This is a genomic window from Syntrophaceticus schinkii (assembly GCF_000946815.1).
Classification (GTDB): domain Bacteria; phylum Bacillota; class DSM-12270; order Thermacetogeniales; family Thermacetogeniaceae; genus Syntrophaceticus; species Syntrophaceticus schinkii.
Genome location: NZ_CDRZ01000258.1, coordinates 37,155 through 52,087, shown reverse-complemented (window position 1 = coordinate 52,087; position 14,933 = coordinate 37,155). Strand labels below are relative to the sequence as shown.

Annotated in this window: 13 protein-coding genes; 3 read left to right on the top strand and 10 right to left on the bottom strand. The window is 49.0% G+C overall.

Translation table 11 applies throughout. The annotated features are described in order from the left end of the window. Positions 1–475, top strand: a 475-nt coding sequence (locus tag SSCH_RS11945) for a transposase (RefSeq protein ID WP_044665662.1), incomplete at its 5' end; no start/stop codon positions are given. 197 nt (positions 476–672) lie between these two features. Here SSCH_RS11945 and SSCH_RS11940 read toward each other — a convergent pair. The 10 genes from SSCH_RS11940 to SSCH_RS11890 form a co-directional block, all read right to left on the bottom strand. Further along, entirely contained in the window at positions 673–1,782 is a 1,110-nt protein-coding gene (locus SSCH_RS11940) for a type IV pilus twitching motility protein PilT (protein ID WP_052835613.1), read from the bottom strand. Positions 1,783–1,788: 6 nt separating this feature from the next. After that, positions 1,789–2,082 carry a hypothetical protein gene (locus tag SSCH_RS11935; RefSeq protein ID WP_044665652.1) on the bottom strand — a complete coding sequence of 98 codons (294 nt, stop codon included), beginning with the start codon at positions 2,080–2,082 and terminating at the stop codon, positions 1,789–1,791. Between the two features lie 65 nt (positions 2,083–2,147). Then, the gene (locus tag SSCH_RS11930) at positions 2,148–2,363 is read right to left on the bottom strand and encodes a hypothetical protein (protein WP_044665651.1); all 216 of its coding nucleotides are present in this window, start codon (positions 2,361–2,363) and stop codon (positions 2,148–2,150) included. 13 nt (positions 2,364–2,376) lie between these two features. After that, positions 2,377–3,867, bottom strand: a complete 1,491-nt coding sequence (locus SSCH_RS11925) for a hypothetical protein (protein ID WP_044665650.1) — start codon at positions 3,865–3,867, stop codon at positions 2,377–2,379. 179 nt (positions 3,868–4,046) lie between these two features. Next, entirely contained in the window at positions 4,047–5,648 is a 1,602-nt protein-coding gene (locus SSCH_RS11920; protein WP_084711145.1) for a prepilin-type N-terminal cleavage/methylation domain-containing protein, read from the bottom strand. A gap of 538 nt (positions 5,649–6,186) precedes the next feature. Then, the gene (locus SSCH_RS11915; RefSeq protein WP_044665648.1) at positions 6,187–7,365 is read right to left on the bottom strand and encodes a type II secretion system protein; all 1,179 of its coding nucleotides are present in this window, start codon (positions 7,363–7,365) and stop codon (positions 6,187–6,189) included. Positions 7,366–7,594: 229 nt separating this feature from the next. Then, positions 7,595–7,828: a hypothetical protein gene (locus SSCH_RS11910; RefSeq protein WP_044665647.1), complete on the bottom strand. Its 234-nt coding sequence runs from the start codon at positions 7,826–7,828 to the stop codon at positions 7,595–7,597. 746 nt (positions 7,829–8,574) lie between these two features. After that, positions 8,575–9,837 carry a Ger(x)C family spore germination protein gene (locus SSCH_RS16885; RefSeq protein ID WP_052835611.1) on the bottom strand — a complete coding sequence of 421 codons (1,263 nt, stop codon included), beginning with the start codon at positions 9,835–9,837 and terminating at the stop codon, positions 8,575–8,577. Continuing rightward, positions 9,834–10,937, bottom strand: coding sequence for a GerAB/ArcD/ProY family transporter (locus SSCH_RS11895; RefSeq protein WP_044665645.1), 1,104 nt, complete (start codon positions 10,935–10,937; stop codon positions 9,834–9,836). The genes SSCH_RS16885 and SSCH_RS11895 overlap by 4 nt, the downstream gene beginning before the upstream one ends. Further along, on the bottom strand, positions 10,937–12,568 hold the full coding sequence (locus tag SSCH_RS11890; RefSeq protein ID WP_052835610.1) for a spore germination protein: 1,632 nt from the start codon (positions 12,566–12,568) through the stop codon (positions 10,937–10,939). Before SSCH_RS11890 ends, SSCH_RS11895 begins: the two co-directional genes overlap by 1 nt. Positions 12,569–13,024: 456 nt before the next feature. Between SSCH_RS11890 and SSCH_RS11885 the strand changes: the two genes are divergently transcribed. Then, positions 13,025–13,420, top strand: coding sequence for a carbohydrate-binding protein (locus SSCH_RS11885; protein ID WP_084711144.1), 396 nt, complete (start codon positions 13,025–13,027; stop codon positions 13,418–13,420). Between the two features lie 188 nt (positions 13,421–13,608). Further along, the gene (locus SSCH_RS11880) at positions 13,609–14,928 is read left to right on the top strand and encodes a glycosyltransferase family 4 protein (protein WP_084711146.1); all 1,320 of its coding nucleotides are present in this window, start codon (positions 13,609–13,611) and stop codon (positions 14,926–14,928) included. Positions 14,929–14,933: the final 5 nt, after the last annotated feature.

Genomic DNA, 14,933 nt, shown 5'->3' with positions numbered 1-14,933 from the left:
GCGAAGGAAAGGACAGCCTTCTCTTCCTCCCGCAAAGTTCAATGAGCAGGGCATACCTGTGTGTCTTGCAGGTTTAAAGATGGTGTATTGGGGTATTAATCAGAAGCGTCACCGTTTAAAATGGCGCTGTCCTTTGTATAAATGCCTGGATAAGTGCGCTCACAGACAGGCTTGTTCTCCCTCTTCCTATGGACGGGTTATCTATACGAAGCCAAAAGATGACCTGCGCTTATTTACTAAAACACCTCGGGGTTCAGCGGCTTGGAAGAAAAGATTTGCTAAACGCACCTCTGTGGAACGCACATTAAAACGTATTTTGGTGGATTACAATATTGAAAGCGCCCGGCTGCGAGCAGAAAAGCGCTGGTTCTGGATTGCCTCTCTTGCAGCTATTAACCAACACTTGGATGCTCAAGTTAAGACATTGAAGGGTTCCCTTTTTCTTAAGTTAGGTCTGATAAATAAAGTAGCATAGACATATTTGTTGGTTTGCTTCTTTTCTAACCCTGGATTTTTCCTTGGGTCCGGGCTTACTTAAGTATTGCCTTCTGAGGCATTAGTCGATCTTTTCTCTCTTGCCATTGCTATATGAAGTTGTCAAAGAGCACAAAGCAGTTTTTGAATACTTATCGTCTCCCAGTTATTGTCTTTTGTAGGTTTGTTTCCGAGAGACTACGAAGTACCTATTTTTTCTTTGATAAATGAGGGGTTGCGGGCGCTCTGCAGTGCTGTCCGGTAGTCGATCAATCCCTTTTTATAAAGGGATAAGAGGGACTGCTCTGTGGTCTGCATTCCATGTTTCTTGCCGGTTTCGATGGCTGTAAAGATGTTCTCCAGTTTTCCCAGACGGATCAGGTTGCTGATGGCCGGGGTGATAAACATCACCTCTGATGCCAGGACACGGAGACCGGGTGCATCTGCCCTGGGGAGCAGCTGCTGTGAGATGACCGCACGCAGGGAGATAGAAAGCTGCTGCTTGATCTGGTTTTGTTCCTCCGGGCTGAAGATACCCAGGACCCGGGTGATGGAGGAGACGGCATCACGGGAGTGGAGTGTGGAAAAAACAAGATGCCCGGTTTCCGCAGCCATTACCGCGGTACGCATGGTATCCAGGTCGCGCATTTCCCCTACCAGGATCACCTCGGGATCGGCGCGCAGTGCGGAGCGCAGCCCATCAAAGAAAGAGGGCACATCGCTGTAAAGCTCCCTCTGGTTGATGATGCTCTGCCTGTTAAAGTGCTGGTATTCGATGGGGTCCTCGATGGTAATGATGTTTCTGCGTGATGTGGCGTTAATGCGTTCGATGATCGCAGCCAGAGTGGTAGTTTTACCGCTGCCTGTTGTGCCTGTAACCAGGACGAGGCCATCTTTGAGATCCGCAAGCTTCCAGACCGAGGGGGGGAGCCCCAGGGTTTCCAGCTCCGGTATCCTGTCTGCCAGGCGGCGGATGGCAGCAGTGATAAAGCCTCTCTGGTAATAGGAGTTGATACGAAAGCGTCCCATACCGCTCACTTCTACTGCCAGGTCCACAGCTTTTCTCTCTTCCAGCACCTCTCTCTGTCTGGGTGTGAGCAGCTGATCAATGAGTCTCCGTATTTCTTCCGGTGTCAGGGAGGGGCATTTAACAGGCATCAAGTACCCCCCCACCCGGATTGCCGGAGGAGAATAAGCAGAAAGATGCAGATCAGAGGCATCCATTTCTTTGGTAAGCAGCAGCAGTTCTTCAATATGGCTTACCTGTTTTTTGTGAAAGGGTACAGATTGGGTGTTAAAGGTAAACACCTCCAACTAAATTAACAGTGTAAAGGAAAGGGTATAGATATAACCCTCAGATTTCTCTTTTACATGTATATTTTTGATGACAACGACTTCATTCATCCTGGCCAGCAGTCCAAGATAGCTGACCAGTTCACTATAGCTGCCTTCCATTGAGCAGTTGTATTCACGCCAGGGAAAAGCATCCTCCGGTTTATTCAGGCTTTTGGCAACCTCCAGTTCTTCTTTGAAGAGGAGTTCATTGAGATCCCGTACCCCCTGTGGGATAAGGCTGGCTAATCGGGTGGCCAGGGTTGTGGTCTCCACCTGGTTCTTCGGCTTTTTTGGATGCAGACAGATCGGTGACCTCTTTATTGAGTTTGTCGACCTCTTTATGAAGATTGTTGACTTTTTTTTTCGAGCATCATTTCCCCACCATAACCCCCCAGCTGATTGATTTCACTCTGCAGAGCTACTGCTGACTGGCGAGAGTTATTCAGTTTTGTCATGGCGGGGTCATAGAATTTATTGACATAGAAATAAAGGGCAGCAACCAATATAACAGTGATGATCAGGAATTTCTCAGTTTTTGTCAGTTTTCGTTTCAACTCTGTTCACCCCTTAACTGTTTTTGACCTTGAGCTTAAGGATAAAATCATAAGAGGATGAAGGCTCTATCTCCTCGTCTGTCCTGGTTTTAGAGCTGCTCAGTTTGATGCTGACCAGCTGGATAGATTCACACCAATCTTTTTTGTGAATGGCAGCAACGTAGTTATGTATGGATGCGGTGCTGCCGCTTGTACCGGAGATATCCCAAAGGTTTGATGCGGTTGCTGCTGCGCCTTTAGTCTTTTTACCCTTTGTGTCTACTTGAGCGGATTTCACTTCCTTCAGCTGTAGATCCCATGGGGCACATGCACCAAGTGTGTTAAAGAGTATTTGTTTTTCATTCAGTGCAGCATCTGCGTCATTTGTCAAGAAGTCAAACTTGGTGGAGAGCAGATTCCGTTCCTTTTCCAGCTTCTTCTGTTCTTCATCGAGGGTTTTCAGGTGATCCCGCTGTCTGGTCAGTACAATGGTTTCTTGTTCGACAACATTGATCTGATGGTTGATCCAAAAGTAGTGGCCGAAGAAAAAGGCAATAACCACTGCTGCGGCCACCAGGGGATAGATGTGGATCGATTCTCTGATCAGTTTGGCCAGGTCCGCAGCATCGGTGATCCCCGGTGTTTTCCAGCTCGTCCCGAAATAGAGCTCCCTGAGTCCTGCCCCCACGGCATTGGCAAAAACAGCGGCATTTTCACTGATCTCAGCGGGGATGTGGAGGGGTTCAACCTTGACACCGAACTCGCGGCGAAAGAAGCCATTGACCATGCGGTCCAGGGCACCGCAGCCGCTGGTGACGATAACCTTGTGACGCCCATCCCAGGCTGCCAGCACATCGCGCACTGCATCCACCATATTTTTGTCCACCCTATCACCATCGAGGTATCCCTGGATGGCCTCGATTCCCGCAGGCACCATCCTGTAGGCAATGCTCTCTCCATTTAACATCAAAGCAAACCTGATGCTCTCATGCCCGATGTTGACTGCAATTTGCTCGAGCTCAGTGTTCCAGTGAGCTGCAGCTTCAGAGAAACATAGATCAGGTGGATAAACACGTTTTAGCCTGAGCCCTGCCTCAGCTGTGACCCTTTTGAGCTCCTGGTAGTCCTCCTGGGGGAGCATGGTCACCCAAACTCCTGTCTCGTTCTTTTCCATGAGATGGCCAATTTCAAAACCGGAAAGGCACTCTGCAGCGGGAAGGGTAGAATAGGGCTCCGCCTCCCAGCGAACCGCCTCCCGAATCTGATAGGGTTTCATCTTCTCCACACGCTTGGCTTCCATGGTGATCTCCACCATCTCCACCTGTGGTGTGACTACCACCAAACTGCGCGGGCATTTATCGATTCTGGAAATCAGCATCTCTAATTCTTCTGCAGTCAAAGATTCGCCTTCTGAGGGGCGGCTGCTCTCCAGACACTCAATCACGCGGATCCCCCGCACTGTCTGCTTGAGTACAGCTGCCCGGATAATAGGGCCATCCAATTCCAATGCAAGAATGGAAAACAAGTTATATGACCACCTTTGCTGAAGGTTTTTTGTGCACATTTTTATTGTTATGCATGGTAAGCCTGGTTAGGCAATTTCCCCTCATGGTGTGGGGGGTGATTCACCATTACTGGGCTCACCGGGTTCAACGGGTTCACTGGGTTCACTGGGCTCAACCGGGTTCACTGGGTTCGCTTGGGCTAGCCAGGTTCACCGTTATCAACGGGTTCACCGGGCGGAATTTTCAGAACAAGTTGTACTATTGTTGGAGACTGTGTCCCCCTGGTGCTGATATAGACAGTTGTCCGGGTGAGTTCATCTCCTCTTATACCATCATTGACAGAGAACACCTTGACAAGGCGCTGCCCTGTGCAGATGAAAGAGGAGCTTTCCGGTACTTCTATTAAAAAATCGATATTTTCGATACTGTTTTCTTCGAGATCTTTCAGCGGGATAGGTTCCGATTCTGCTGGTTCTTCCTCCGGATGGTAGTAGAAAACAACTATTACCTCACCCAATGTTGGGTTGTTGTTCTCAAGCCGTCCCTTCAGGCTGCCCTCAGTTAACTCCTCAACCTGCCACTCCGCTGCCGCGATCTCGATGAAGAGATCATCTTCCGTACCATATTCTTCATCAGGGCCTGCACTGGTTATGGTAAGGACTTGTGCATTCTCATCCAGAGTGAACTTGAGGGGGTTGTTCCAGCCATCCCGCAGCACCTCTTCCTCACCTTTCCCCCAGGGTCTGGAGAGGTAGGGTCCGCTCCACCGGAAGCCGGTGCCGGCCACCGGTTCCTCAACGCAGCTTTCATCCCAGAGGCCGCGGGGCTGTCCTTCGCCGCCGTCCGCTTCCTCCCAATGACCCTCACCGTTTTCACTGCTTGCTACCCACTCGTAAAGGGACGGCCAGGACCCCAGATCACCCAGATAACCGCTGATGATCCTCCTGCCGTTGGCATCAAAGGCACCTGCAGGTCCCAGGAGTGCTGTTTTAATTTCTTCCAGCAGCTGATGCGTCTTTTTCTCTCTAGATTCCTGGGCTGCTTGGCCGGGGGCATACCACTCATTGGGTGTGATTTTGACGACGATGTCATCCTTGCTCTCCTTTGCTGCTGGGTCATAGCGTACTGCCTTTGGATCTCCAGGCAGCACCATGTTGCCTCCTTTCATGGCATCCCGCCAGCCGCTTTTGCGGTCAGGCCCCTCACTGATGATCCAGAGAGTGGCGGTTTCCTCTCCTCCGCCCTCTTCATACTCTTTCCAGAAGAGGATGGAGCGGCCCCAGGCATCAGCCAGCTTCCCTTCAGTTTGGCGCATCTTGAACTCGTGCATCTCCGGTTTCAGATTATCGGTATCCCCGGGGTATTCGTCATGAGGACAGGAGATGTAGGGACCCCGCCAGTCGTCTTTTTCAGCAGTCACCTCCTCCCAGAGGGAGAGGGGCTGCCCGGTGCCGTTGTTGTCTTCAATTGTTTCCGGGTCTTCAGGATCGGTTTCCAAATGCGGCCAATCCCAGCGCTTATTTTCGTCGTCCCATTCAGAGGGGTGCAGGAGGGGGAGGCACCCGCGGTCCCCCACATAGCTGCCGGGTGGTATGTTCCGGTTATCGCGGGCACTGTCATCACCCAGGATTGCGGTGCAGATGACCATCATCCTCTCCCTGGTCATCTTCGTCCTCTGCCTGTTGTCAAGGAATCCCATAAAAGGGGCGACAATAGCCACCAGGAAGCCCATGATGGTGATGATGATCACCAGTTCCAGCAGTGTGAAACCCGCACAATTCTTCTTTCGCTTATCGAAAATTTCTCCTCACCACACTTTCGCATTGCCTAAAGGGATGTTTGCAGGCATTTCTGAATGAAAAAGCTGTATGTGGCAGGGATTATTTCCCTGTTGTTTTCAAAATATCACCCAGCAATTGGGGTATTTGCAGATTTATATAAATCTCCTCGGTTCTTTATGGAAAAGCGGTCTATATGCTCACCCTGTATGATTCAAATGCGGAAACCCTGTTTTAACATTTGTTAAAAGCTAAGGGTTGTGGTTATCCGTCAAGCTGCTCACTATATGTAGTTGTGCTTCAAACAGAAAATGACTTTTGCAGTGGAATAATCTATAAGTGAATAATAAATGCTCTTTGCCGACTGCAAAGATAAAGTCAAAAACCAGCAGAGCAAAACTGCTGCCGGAACACTGCTTCGCCTCGGCCAATGCTGGGCGGTACTGCTGTTGAAGAGATATGATAAAGATGTCTGGTTAAAATGGGGGGAGGGGGTTACCCTCCCCCGGGTTATATCAATCAGCTTCGGTTTGGGGTCATACAATACAACGTGTGTAATGTTTATGGTGTCGGTGTATAAAGAATGTAGAGGTGCTCCCCATCGATGCTCATGTGGAACTTGTGTCCCTCAGGGCACATCACATAGTAGTCCCAGATTTCTTCAGCGTCCCAATCAGCTAATGTAAATACTCTTTCGCCAGTATCCTTAGTATCGTTGTCATTGGTATCGAGGAACGCATTGACAGTGATTCCGTCAAGAGCAGTGGCCTGATCCTCAAACCGCGGCATGATGATCGTGTAGTAGCCGTACTTGTAGTACTCGGTCTTGCGCTGGGCATCGGCATAAACTCCGGCATTGGAGATCATGCCGTTTTCCACCAGCTCACACTCGGAGTGGACACCCAGCAGGATGCGCCCGATGAGGCCTGCATTGGAGTATTTTGCACCATCCGCAAGGGCGGGTGCGCCAGCTGCAAATTCACCATCATATCCTACTACAGCCAGACCCACTTCAAAAGTAGCAGCAGTCAAGTCGATGGGATCCTGCAGCACCCATTTGGCATCAGGGTCAGTGCCGCCCATATCCTTGTAGTAGTAGATTTTCGAGATGCCCATATCTATCAAGGCTTCCACTAAATCCGTATCTGCTTCTGTTACAGTAAGCACGCCCAGGTTGTTGTTATCAGCCATCTCCCGGGAAAGGAACTCCGGTCCGTTCGCGGGGTTGCCGTCGTCAGAGCTGATTGTCCAAGCATCAGTTGTATCCTTCACCGCTAAGCTTACCAGCCCGTCAGGCAGCCGGTTGTTCATGGTGATGAAGGTGCTGACGATCTCGGTCAAGCGCTGTTTGTTGTTGTCGCACTGCATGTCAACAGCGACATCGGTCATATTGGCCAGCCGTGGTGCCAGAATGGCAATCAAGAAGCCCATCAGGGTGATGACTACAATGAGCTCCAACAGGGTGAAACCCCCGGTGCCCTTGAGCAGCTTTCTTAACTTCTTACTCAATGTGATTCCCTCCTGATTTTTGTAGAAGGGTTCACCCACAGAACCGCCCTCTTTAAATTTTTTGTGTTCGGTCATCATGTTTTCCTGAGCCCGGGCCCCACACCCGCGGCTATTAAAAAATCGAGGCCGTACATAGATACGTACATAGATACGTGCATAGATACGTACATAGATACCGGGAAAAACTTTTACAGCTGTCGGGTATTCATGCAAGCAACCTCCGGCCCCCACGACAGGCCGCCTGCTTCGCCGACTCTCCCGGCAGTTAGAAAACTTACCACCTCCTCAGTGTATTAATAATCTATCATCATGCCACATGACCCCCGGGCTCTTTAGATGTCTAATGCCAGAGGTCAGAGGCCGAAAAGTACATAGAGGCCAGATGCCAGATGCCAGAAGTCAGAGGTCGGTAAACCGTAACACCCGCCGTTCCTGGACATTTAGGGATCTGTAAACACTGTTATGTTTTTGTTGTTACCAACCCCCTTCCCGGGGCAGGCCTCTGGCATGTTTCGTCCGGATAGTCTACAACATAGCGGTACTGTTTACCGCAGTGAATGACGATCTCTTTCTGCCCCTTCTTCAAAAAGCGCATTTCAATACGCATTTCTCCAAATCCGTTGTGATAGAAGAGGGCATCATAGAGCTCTTCAATTTTTTTGAGTACCAATTTGTTATTTGCGCTGATATCCATCACCTACCTGAAAATAGATGTCTGATGCCGGAAGTCGTCGATTGCATTTATATTTTTGAGATGGTAAAGTGTTTGCCTTTCAAAAAAGACAAAAAGCCACGAAACCCGCTCTCATATTCATAAGAGCAACAAGACCTTCGTGGCCAATTATTTATTCTTAGGTTGTCCATTGTTAATGATAGGGTAGTTATAAATATATACCATATATGAGAAATAGATCAAATCCGATTAACGACTGTTCACGCCGATATCGACAACTTGTCGCTATAATACTACTTGAATATTCAGATATCTCCGTAAAGATAAATATTATAATATTTTATCCCTTTTGTGTCATGATATGTCAAGTATATCCAGAAAATATCAGCAATATTTTGTGGATGGTTTTCCAACTGTGCAGCGGCTAGACCAAAACTGCCGTCCGATATATTGGTGGTTGGTAAACCACACCTTATGCCGTCTTCCTGATCCATTCGAAATGAATCAAAAGCGAATCAGACCAGCCACAAGAACTGTCCTCGTGATCTCCTGCGGTTTCACAAAAGAGATCACAAGAACCGTCAGCCTGTGTGATAACTAGCAGAATCACCAGGTCAACGGCCAGAAGTGGGGGGTATAACTGAAATAGCAGGTAATTGGTGTCCCTTATCCCTAAAAAGAACCGGAATTTAGTCGTAAGTGAGGGATAGAAAAAGGGTACAATGGTTTTCACACAGTCTGCCGTCTCCGTGATCTGTCGTGAGTGGTTACCTTATCTCCAGCGACTTATTGATCAAGCCGGAGTGCTCCACGGAAAATTCCGCTTTGATATCTATGTCGACATGAGGGAAAATATCTTCCCAGCGGTTCTCGATTTTTTTCCAAACCTGGGGATGGGTGCGGTGGATTTTATCTCCAAACCCGAAAATATCAGCTCTCATTTCCTTGGCTCTGACTACTGAATTCCGGCAGCGGCGTTCTACCTCCTGGTTGATCAGGCCTTCCATTTTTTTAACATTACTTTTCTTTGTAATATCAACGGTTTGAGGTGCTGCTCCGATCAGTTCACCTGTTCCCTTGATCTTGATCTGAAAAGTGATCCCATCCTTTTTGATTACCGGTTTTACCTTGGTACTAACATCCCGGAAAAGAAATGATATGTTTTTTCGGGTGGAGTCAAAGGTAATGGGAATTATCCCCCCCTGTGCCTCGCTTTTGATAAATAACAGCCCCTGGGTTTCCACCTCATTTAATCGTCCCGCCAGTTTTTCGCCGCGAAAGGCTGCAGCTCCCGTTAAAGTGAAAACCTTCCGCTGGGGCTGGTCACCTTCACCGTCTTTTCCGCCAGTTGCTGGGATCTGCCTGACAGCGGATCCCTTTTCCGGCGGTGTAAAGGTTTTCAGGAAGGCCATAGAAACTTCTCTCCCCGGGGTTACAAGGTCGTACATTACCTGAAAAAGATTTGTTCCCTGGGTTTTGGAGGTAAAAAATTTGTTGAGATTAAGTATATTAAAGACCTCAGTGGAAAGCATTGGTTCAAATTCCGACTGGGCCTGGAGACAGTCCCGGGCCGACCCTTCACAGACCACAACCATAGCTCGCTCAGGAATATCCCGGTTGCGGTTACCGAAATCGATCACCCAACCGATCCCTTCTTTGGCAATAGATTCCCCGATCACAAAAAGCACAGTATGACCCATGAACAGCTGCCTGGAAGAGCGCTGGTCCCAGTTGCGCACTGCGTCCTGGATGGTTTCCCCGGTGATCGAAATAACCTCTCCGGTTGTTGCTGCCTGTGTTTGCCCACCACCTCCTGCTCCCATACCCCCGGCTCCTCCTGAAGCGCGAGAGGGCTTTATTGTAAGTACAGAGAGCAGGATTTTGGATTGCCCACCTGTGGTGATCCGATCAAAACCGATGGCAGAATTGATGGTCAGTGTTTGTATTTCTCTCCTGTTCCAGCACCCGGAGGTCAACAGGATCAAAATGACCAGGAAAAGGCTTACTACTTTCCGAATCAACTTAATCATGATGCATTTTCTCCACCTTTCTTGCGGATGATGGCGATCAATAGCATTATAGCTGGGATCAGCAGTTGTACAGCACCTCCGTAGTAGGGCCAGGTCTTAAACAGGAAATTAGTCAAATGCAGTTGGGTCCCGTAAAACACCCTGCTGATCACCACTGTGGCAATAGCAATGGGAAGAAGGGTTATCCGGTAATTTTTGAGTCCCAGAGTTGTGGCAGCGGCAATTGCGGCGGAGTGATAGAATACTGCCATCTTGACGATCAACCCCGCCATCCACATGACCACTATTAGGATCTGAATGCGTTCCAGGAACTGGGCCACCGAGATATAGCGAGCGAGATTATAAGTAGGGAAGACCATGTAAGTGGGAACGATGTCGCCAAAGACCCCTATTATTACTGCTGTAATTATTCCAGGGAGAACTGCTTGGGCAAGAACATAGTAACCAGCGGTTTTAAGTGCTTCCTGCTTCTGGTTGAGGTAGGGAAAAAGCATGAGCAATAGGAAGACCTCCCCTCGGAAGGGACTGACAACAAAACTACCTTTGATAACAGGCATAATCCCGTTTTCCAGAAATGGCTTGAAATTTTCGGGATTAATCTCCTTGGCCACCAGGAGAAGTATAAGTAAAAGTGATAGTGCCCACACCGGCCAGCTCAGTTCGTTCTGCCGGGCGATAACCTCGATACCCAGGCAGACAGCGTAGATGGCCGCCAGAATGCCAATAATCTCTATAGCCATCACAGGGGTTTCCCTTAAAAAGGCTACATGGATAAAGGTGGATCCCTCATTGACAATGACAGCGGTGTAATGGATAAAAACTGCAGCATAAATCCCAGCTAAAATCTTCCCGGGGATACCGCCCAGGATTTGAGGCAAATACTCAGTAAAGACCTGCTGTGGGAACCTGCGGGCCAGTCCAATAGATACCAGTGCTACCGCCAGTCCAGAAACTGAGGCTAAGGCAGAAACACTGAGCCAGCTGTCCCGGCCTGCGAGTTGTATTGATGCCGCCGGGCCATAAAGAAAAGCGGTGGCGGCATCGGCAATTATTAACAGCAGTAACAGTTGCACACTGCTGATGCGTCCCTTGTCCAGCATTATTTTTTCCTCCTTTTTTTATTGGAGGTTTTACCCCGCATCCTTGTTGGGCGGGGTATTAAGTTAGCGTTCTGCCGCTGGGGGTCGGTGTAACCGATAAGGCGCGGCCGGAAGCGCATTTTCCAGGCGGGTGCTCGGATCAAGGTATCTTTTAAATCACTTAAAGATACCGGTGCCAGGGGGGTAAGGTAGGGAACACCGAATGACCGCAGGGAGCAGAGGTGATAGGAGAGGATGGAAAACCCTACTAGAACACCGATCAAACCAAAGGAGGCCGCAAAAAACATAAAAAGAAAGCGCAGAATGCGGACGCTGTTGGCCAGGCTTGATGAGGGAATGGTGAAGGTTGCGATTGCTGTCAATGCCACAACGATCACCATTGCCGGTGATACCAATCCTGCGTTTACCGCTGTCTGACCAATGACGATGGCACCCACGATGCTGATGGTTTGGCCGAAGGCTCGGGGGAGTCGGAGCCCTGCCTCACGCAGCACTTCAAAGGTAAGCTCCATGAGCAGAGCCTCCGCTAAGGCAGGGAAGGGCACTCCTTCCCGGGATATTAGTATAGTCATCAGTAAGGGTGTGGGCAGCAGTTCCTGGTGAAAGGTGATAATAGCAATATAGAGTGAGGGGCCCAGGAGTGCGATCAGAAGCGCCATCCAGCGCAGGAGTCTGATAAAAGAACTGTACCAGTAGCGGTCATAATAGTCCTGTGGGCTTTGTACCTGTGCACCCAGGGTGGCGGGTATAATAAGGGAAAAGGGGGTGTTGTCGAACATCAAAGCGGCCTTTCCCTCCAATAGGTTCCCTGCCAGTTTGTCCGGCCTCTCTGTAACATCCAAAGTGCTGAATGGGCTGTAAGGGCAGTCCTGGATCAATTCCTCCACCTGGCTGCTGTCGAGGATGCCGTCTACTCTAATGCGCCGCATACGCTCTTTGATTTCTGTGATTAAGCCTTCAGCTATATAGCCTTTCAGGTAAACCAGTTTTACCTCTGTTTTTGTCAATTCACCGATCTCCAGGTTTTCCACAGCCAGGCGGGATGTGTGTAATCGTTTACGCAGTAACCCCAAGTTTGTGCGCACATCTTCGTTAAAGCCATCACTGGGTCCCCGTGACACTGTCTCTACGACAGGTTGATCAACCTGTCGGCTTGTTTTTTCAACAATTTTGATGAGAAGTGCCTTATCTAACCCTTCGATAAAAAGGCAGACAGATCCGCGGTTGATTTCATCAGTAACCTCCACCCACTTATCTTTTTCAATGACTCTTCCGCTGGAAATGACATTATTGATCAGCCATTCTGTTGTAATTCCGGCGCTGGGCAGATGTTCCACAGTCATTAGTGAGCGCATCAGGCCCTGCTGCAGCTGGGAATAATTGATCAGAGGATCCAGGTAAACTATTGCTGCACGTGTATGTTTTTTGCCTCTTCCGATGGTAATCTTACGGGACATGAGGTCATCGCTGAGCCCAAAAACTTCAGTGATTATTTTCAAATTTTGATCCAGGTTTGAAGTGAGGGTGCGTTCCTCCTGATAACCGGGATCACCTGGTTTTAGCAAATGTCCAACAGCCTCACCTGCTGAACGCCTGATAATTTTACCTAGCCATTTGAAAAAGGGAATCATATTTTTCCCTGCTTTCCAAGTTCTGTTTCTGTTGTTTATTATCCCTATATTTAATCCTGTTCATGTATTTCCCGTATATTTACCTTGCGGGGTTGCATACTAAGAGGAGAAAAATCGACTGTTGCCGCGGCTGTTGCCATGGTAGGTTAAACACTGATTTTTGTATACAGTTGCTGAATTCGCAGTAATTATTTGTTTCTGGCAGGATTCATTTTTGATCTGACAACTATGTCACCGCAAGCTCCTAAGAAAAGAAAATAGCGGTTTATCTTTGTTAGCACAATGATCTCACTTATTAATTTGCCCTTGTTGAGGAGCAGCAAAGAATAGCCGTTGCTGGTTGGATGATAGCTGTTAGATACCCATGCAGTCCTGGGATCGTCAAAAAGACCAGTCGATAGTTTTCGACAGCTGGCATCTTGGTTCAGACATCTACTTTAGAAGGGAGTGGTATATATGTTACATCAAAAACGCCGCAGTGAAACCAGAACTCGCCGCATCGCCCAAGGAAGTACCGATGCCCACAAAAGGCGGGAGGTGGAGGTAGAGGGGGGTGTTGCTATTTCTCCTGTTCCCTTGACCCTGGGAGAAAGGGTAACTGTTAAGTACAACGGACTCCTGGCACAGGCGGGAGCGCGGGACATCTACTTGCACAGGGGTTACGGACACTCTCACAGCTGGAATTCTGTTTCCGATCTACCTATGAAAAGGAGCGATGGTGTCTGGGAGGTCGAGTTTGAGGCTGATGATGAAAGCAGGCTAAACTTCTGTTTTAAAGACCACGCCGGTAATTGGGACAACAACCATGGGAGAAATTGGTCCCTGGAGATCCACACCGGGGAAATACCTTAGCCCCTCACTGGTGCCAGCCACCCGGAAGCGTAACTTGTCTATACAAATGTGGCTAAATGGTGACAGGCACCAGAAGGCAAAAAGTTCTCAATATATCTCAAGGGTTGGCTCATCACTTTCTTGAACAGAGGCTTTTTGCGTTGGATATTTGGTATGTCATGAAAAGAAATGTGCAAGGAGATGCGGTAATGCGGATTTTAATGCTTTCCTGGGAGTATCCCCCACGCAGTGTGGGGGGACTGGCCCAGCATGTCTATGACCTGACAACTGCGCTGGCCATGGCGGGGGATGAGGTGCACCTGATCACCATCGGCGATGCGAACTCCAAGGAGCACGAGGAGGTCGACGGTGTCTTCGTTTACAGGTTGCAGCCCTATAATCTCTCTGCCCCTGATTTTCTTACCTGGATCCTGCAGCTTAACATTCGGATGGTTGAGTATGCTGTACCGCTGGTCAATTCCATGGAAGAGATAGACCTGGTACATGCTCATGATTGGCTTGTTGCCTACGCCGGCAGGGCACTCAAACAAGCATACAGGAAACCCCTGATTGCCACCATCCATGCTACCGAGTATGGGCGCAATCAGGGTCTGCATAATGATCTGCAGCGTTATATCAGTGATGTGGAGTGGTGGTTAACCTATGAATCCTGGCGGGTTATCGTCTGCAGTCACTATATGGAGCAGGAGTTAAAGCGTGTTTTTCAGCTTCCTGCAGACAAGATACGGATAGTTCCCAATGGGGTTGATCTGGACCGCTATCAGCGGAGAGATATAGAACACCTCTCTCTGCACCACTATGCTGCTCCCGGTGAGAAGATCGTGTTTTTTGTGGGGAGGCTTGTTCAGGAAAAGGGTGCCCAAATTCTCCTGGATGCGGTTCCCAAGGTACTCCAGTATTATTCAGATGTTAAGTTCGTTATTGCCGGGAAGGGGCCGGCCTTGGATTATCTGAGAAACAAAGCCCAGGACATGGGTGTTTATGGAAGGGTTTATTTTACAGGTTATATCGATGATGACACCAGGGATTTTCTCTACCGGGAGGCGGATGTGGCTGTCTTTCCCAGCCTCTACGAACCCTTTGGGATGGTGGCACTGGAGGCTATGGCTGCCCATACCCCGGTAGTTGTGGCTGATGTAGGGGGGCTTGGTGAGATCGTTCACCATGAGGTAAATGGCTTGAAGTGCTACGTGGGAAATCCCAATTCTTTTGCTGACAACATCTTGCGTCTGCTCCATGAGCCGGATCTGGCGAACAGGTTGGCCGAGCGAGCTTATCAGGACCTGCGCAAGCTGTATACCTGGGAGGAAATCGCTTATAAAACCAAGGAAGTTTACGCAGAGGTTCATGATGACTATGAAGCCAGCGCATGGAAGACCGATTCCTGGCTTGCGAAAATTGATTTGCAGAAAAAAAATGCGTCAGGGAATAGCAGATATTGGCAGGTATGCGGTTCCTGGATATCTCATAGGAGAAGAACAAACAGAAGAGTTAGCAGAAACCATTAAAGGGG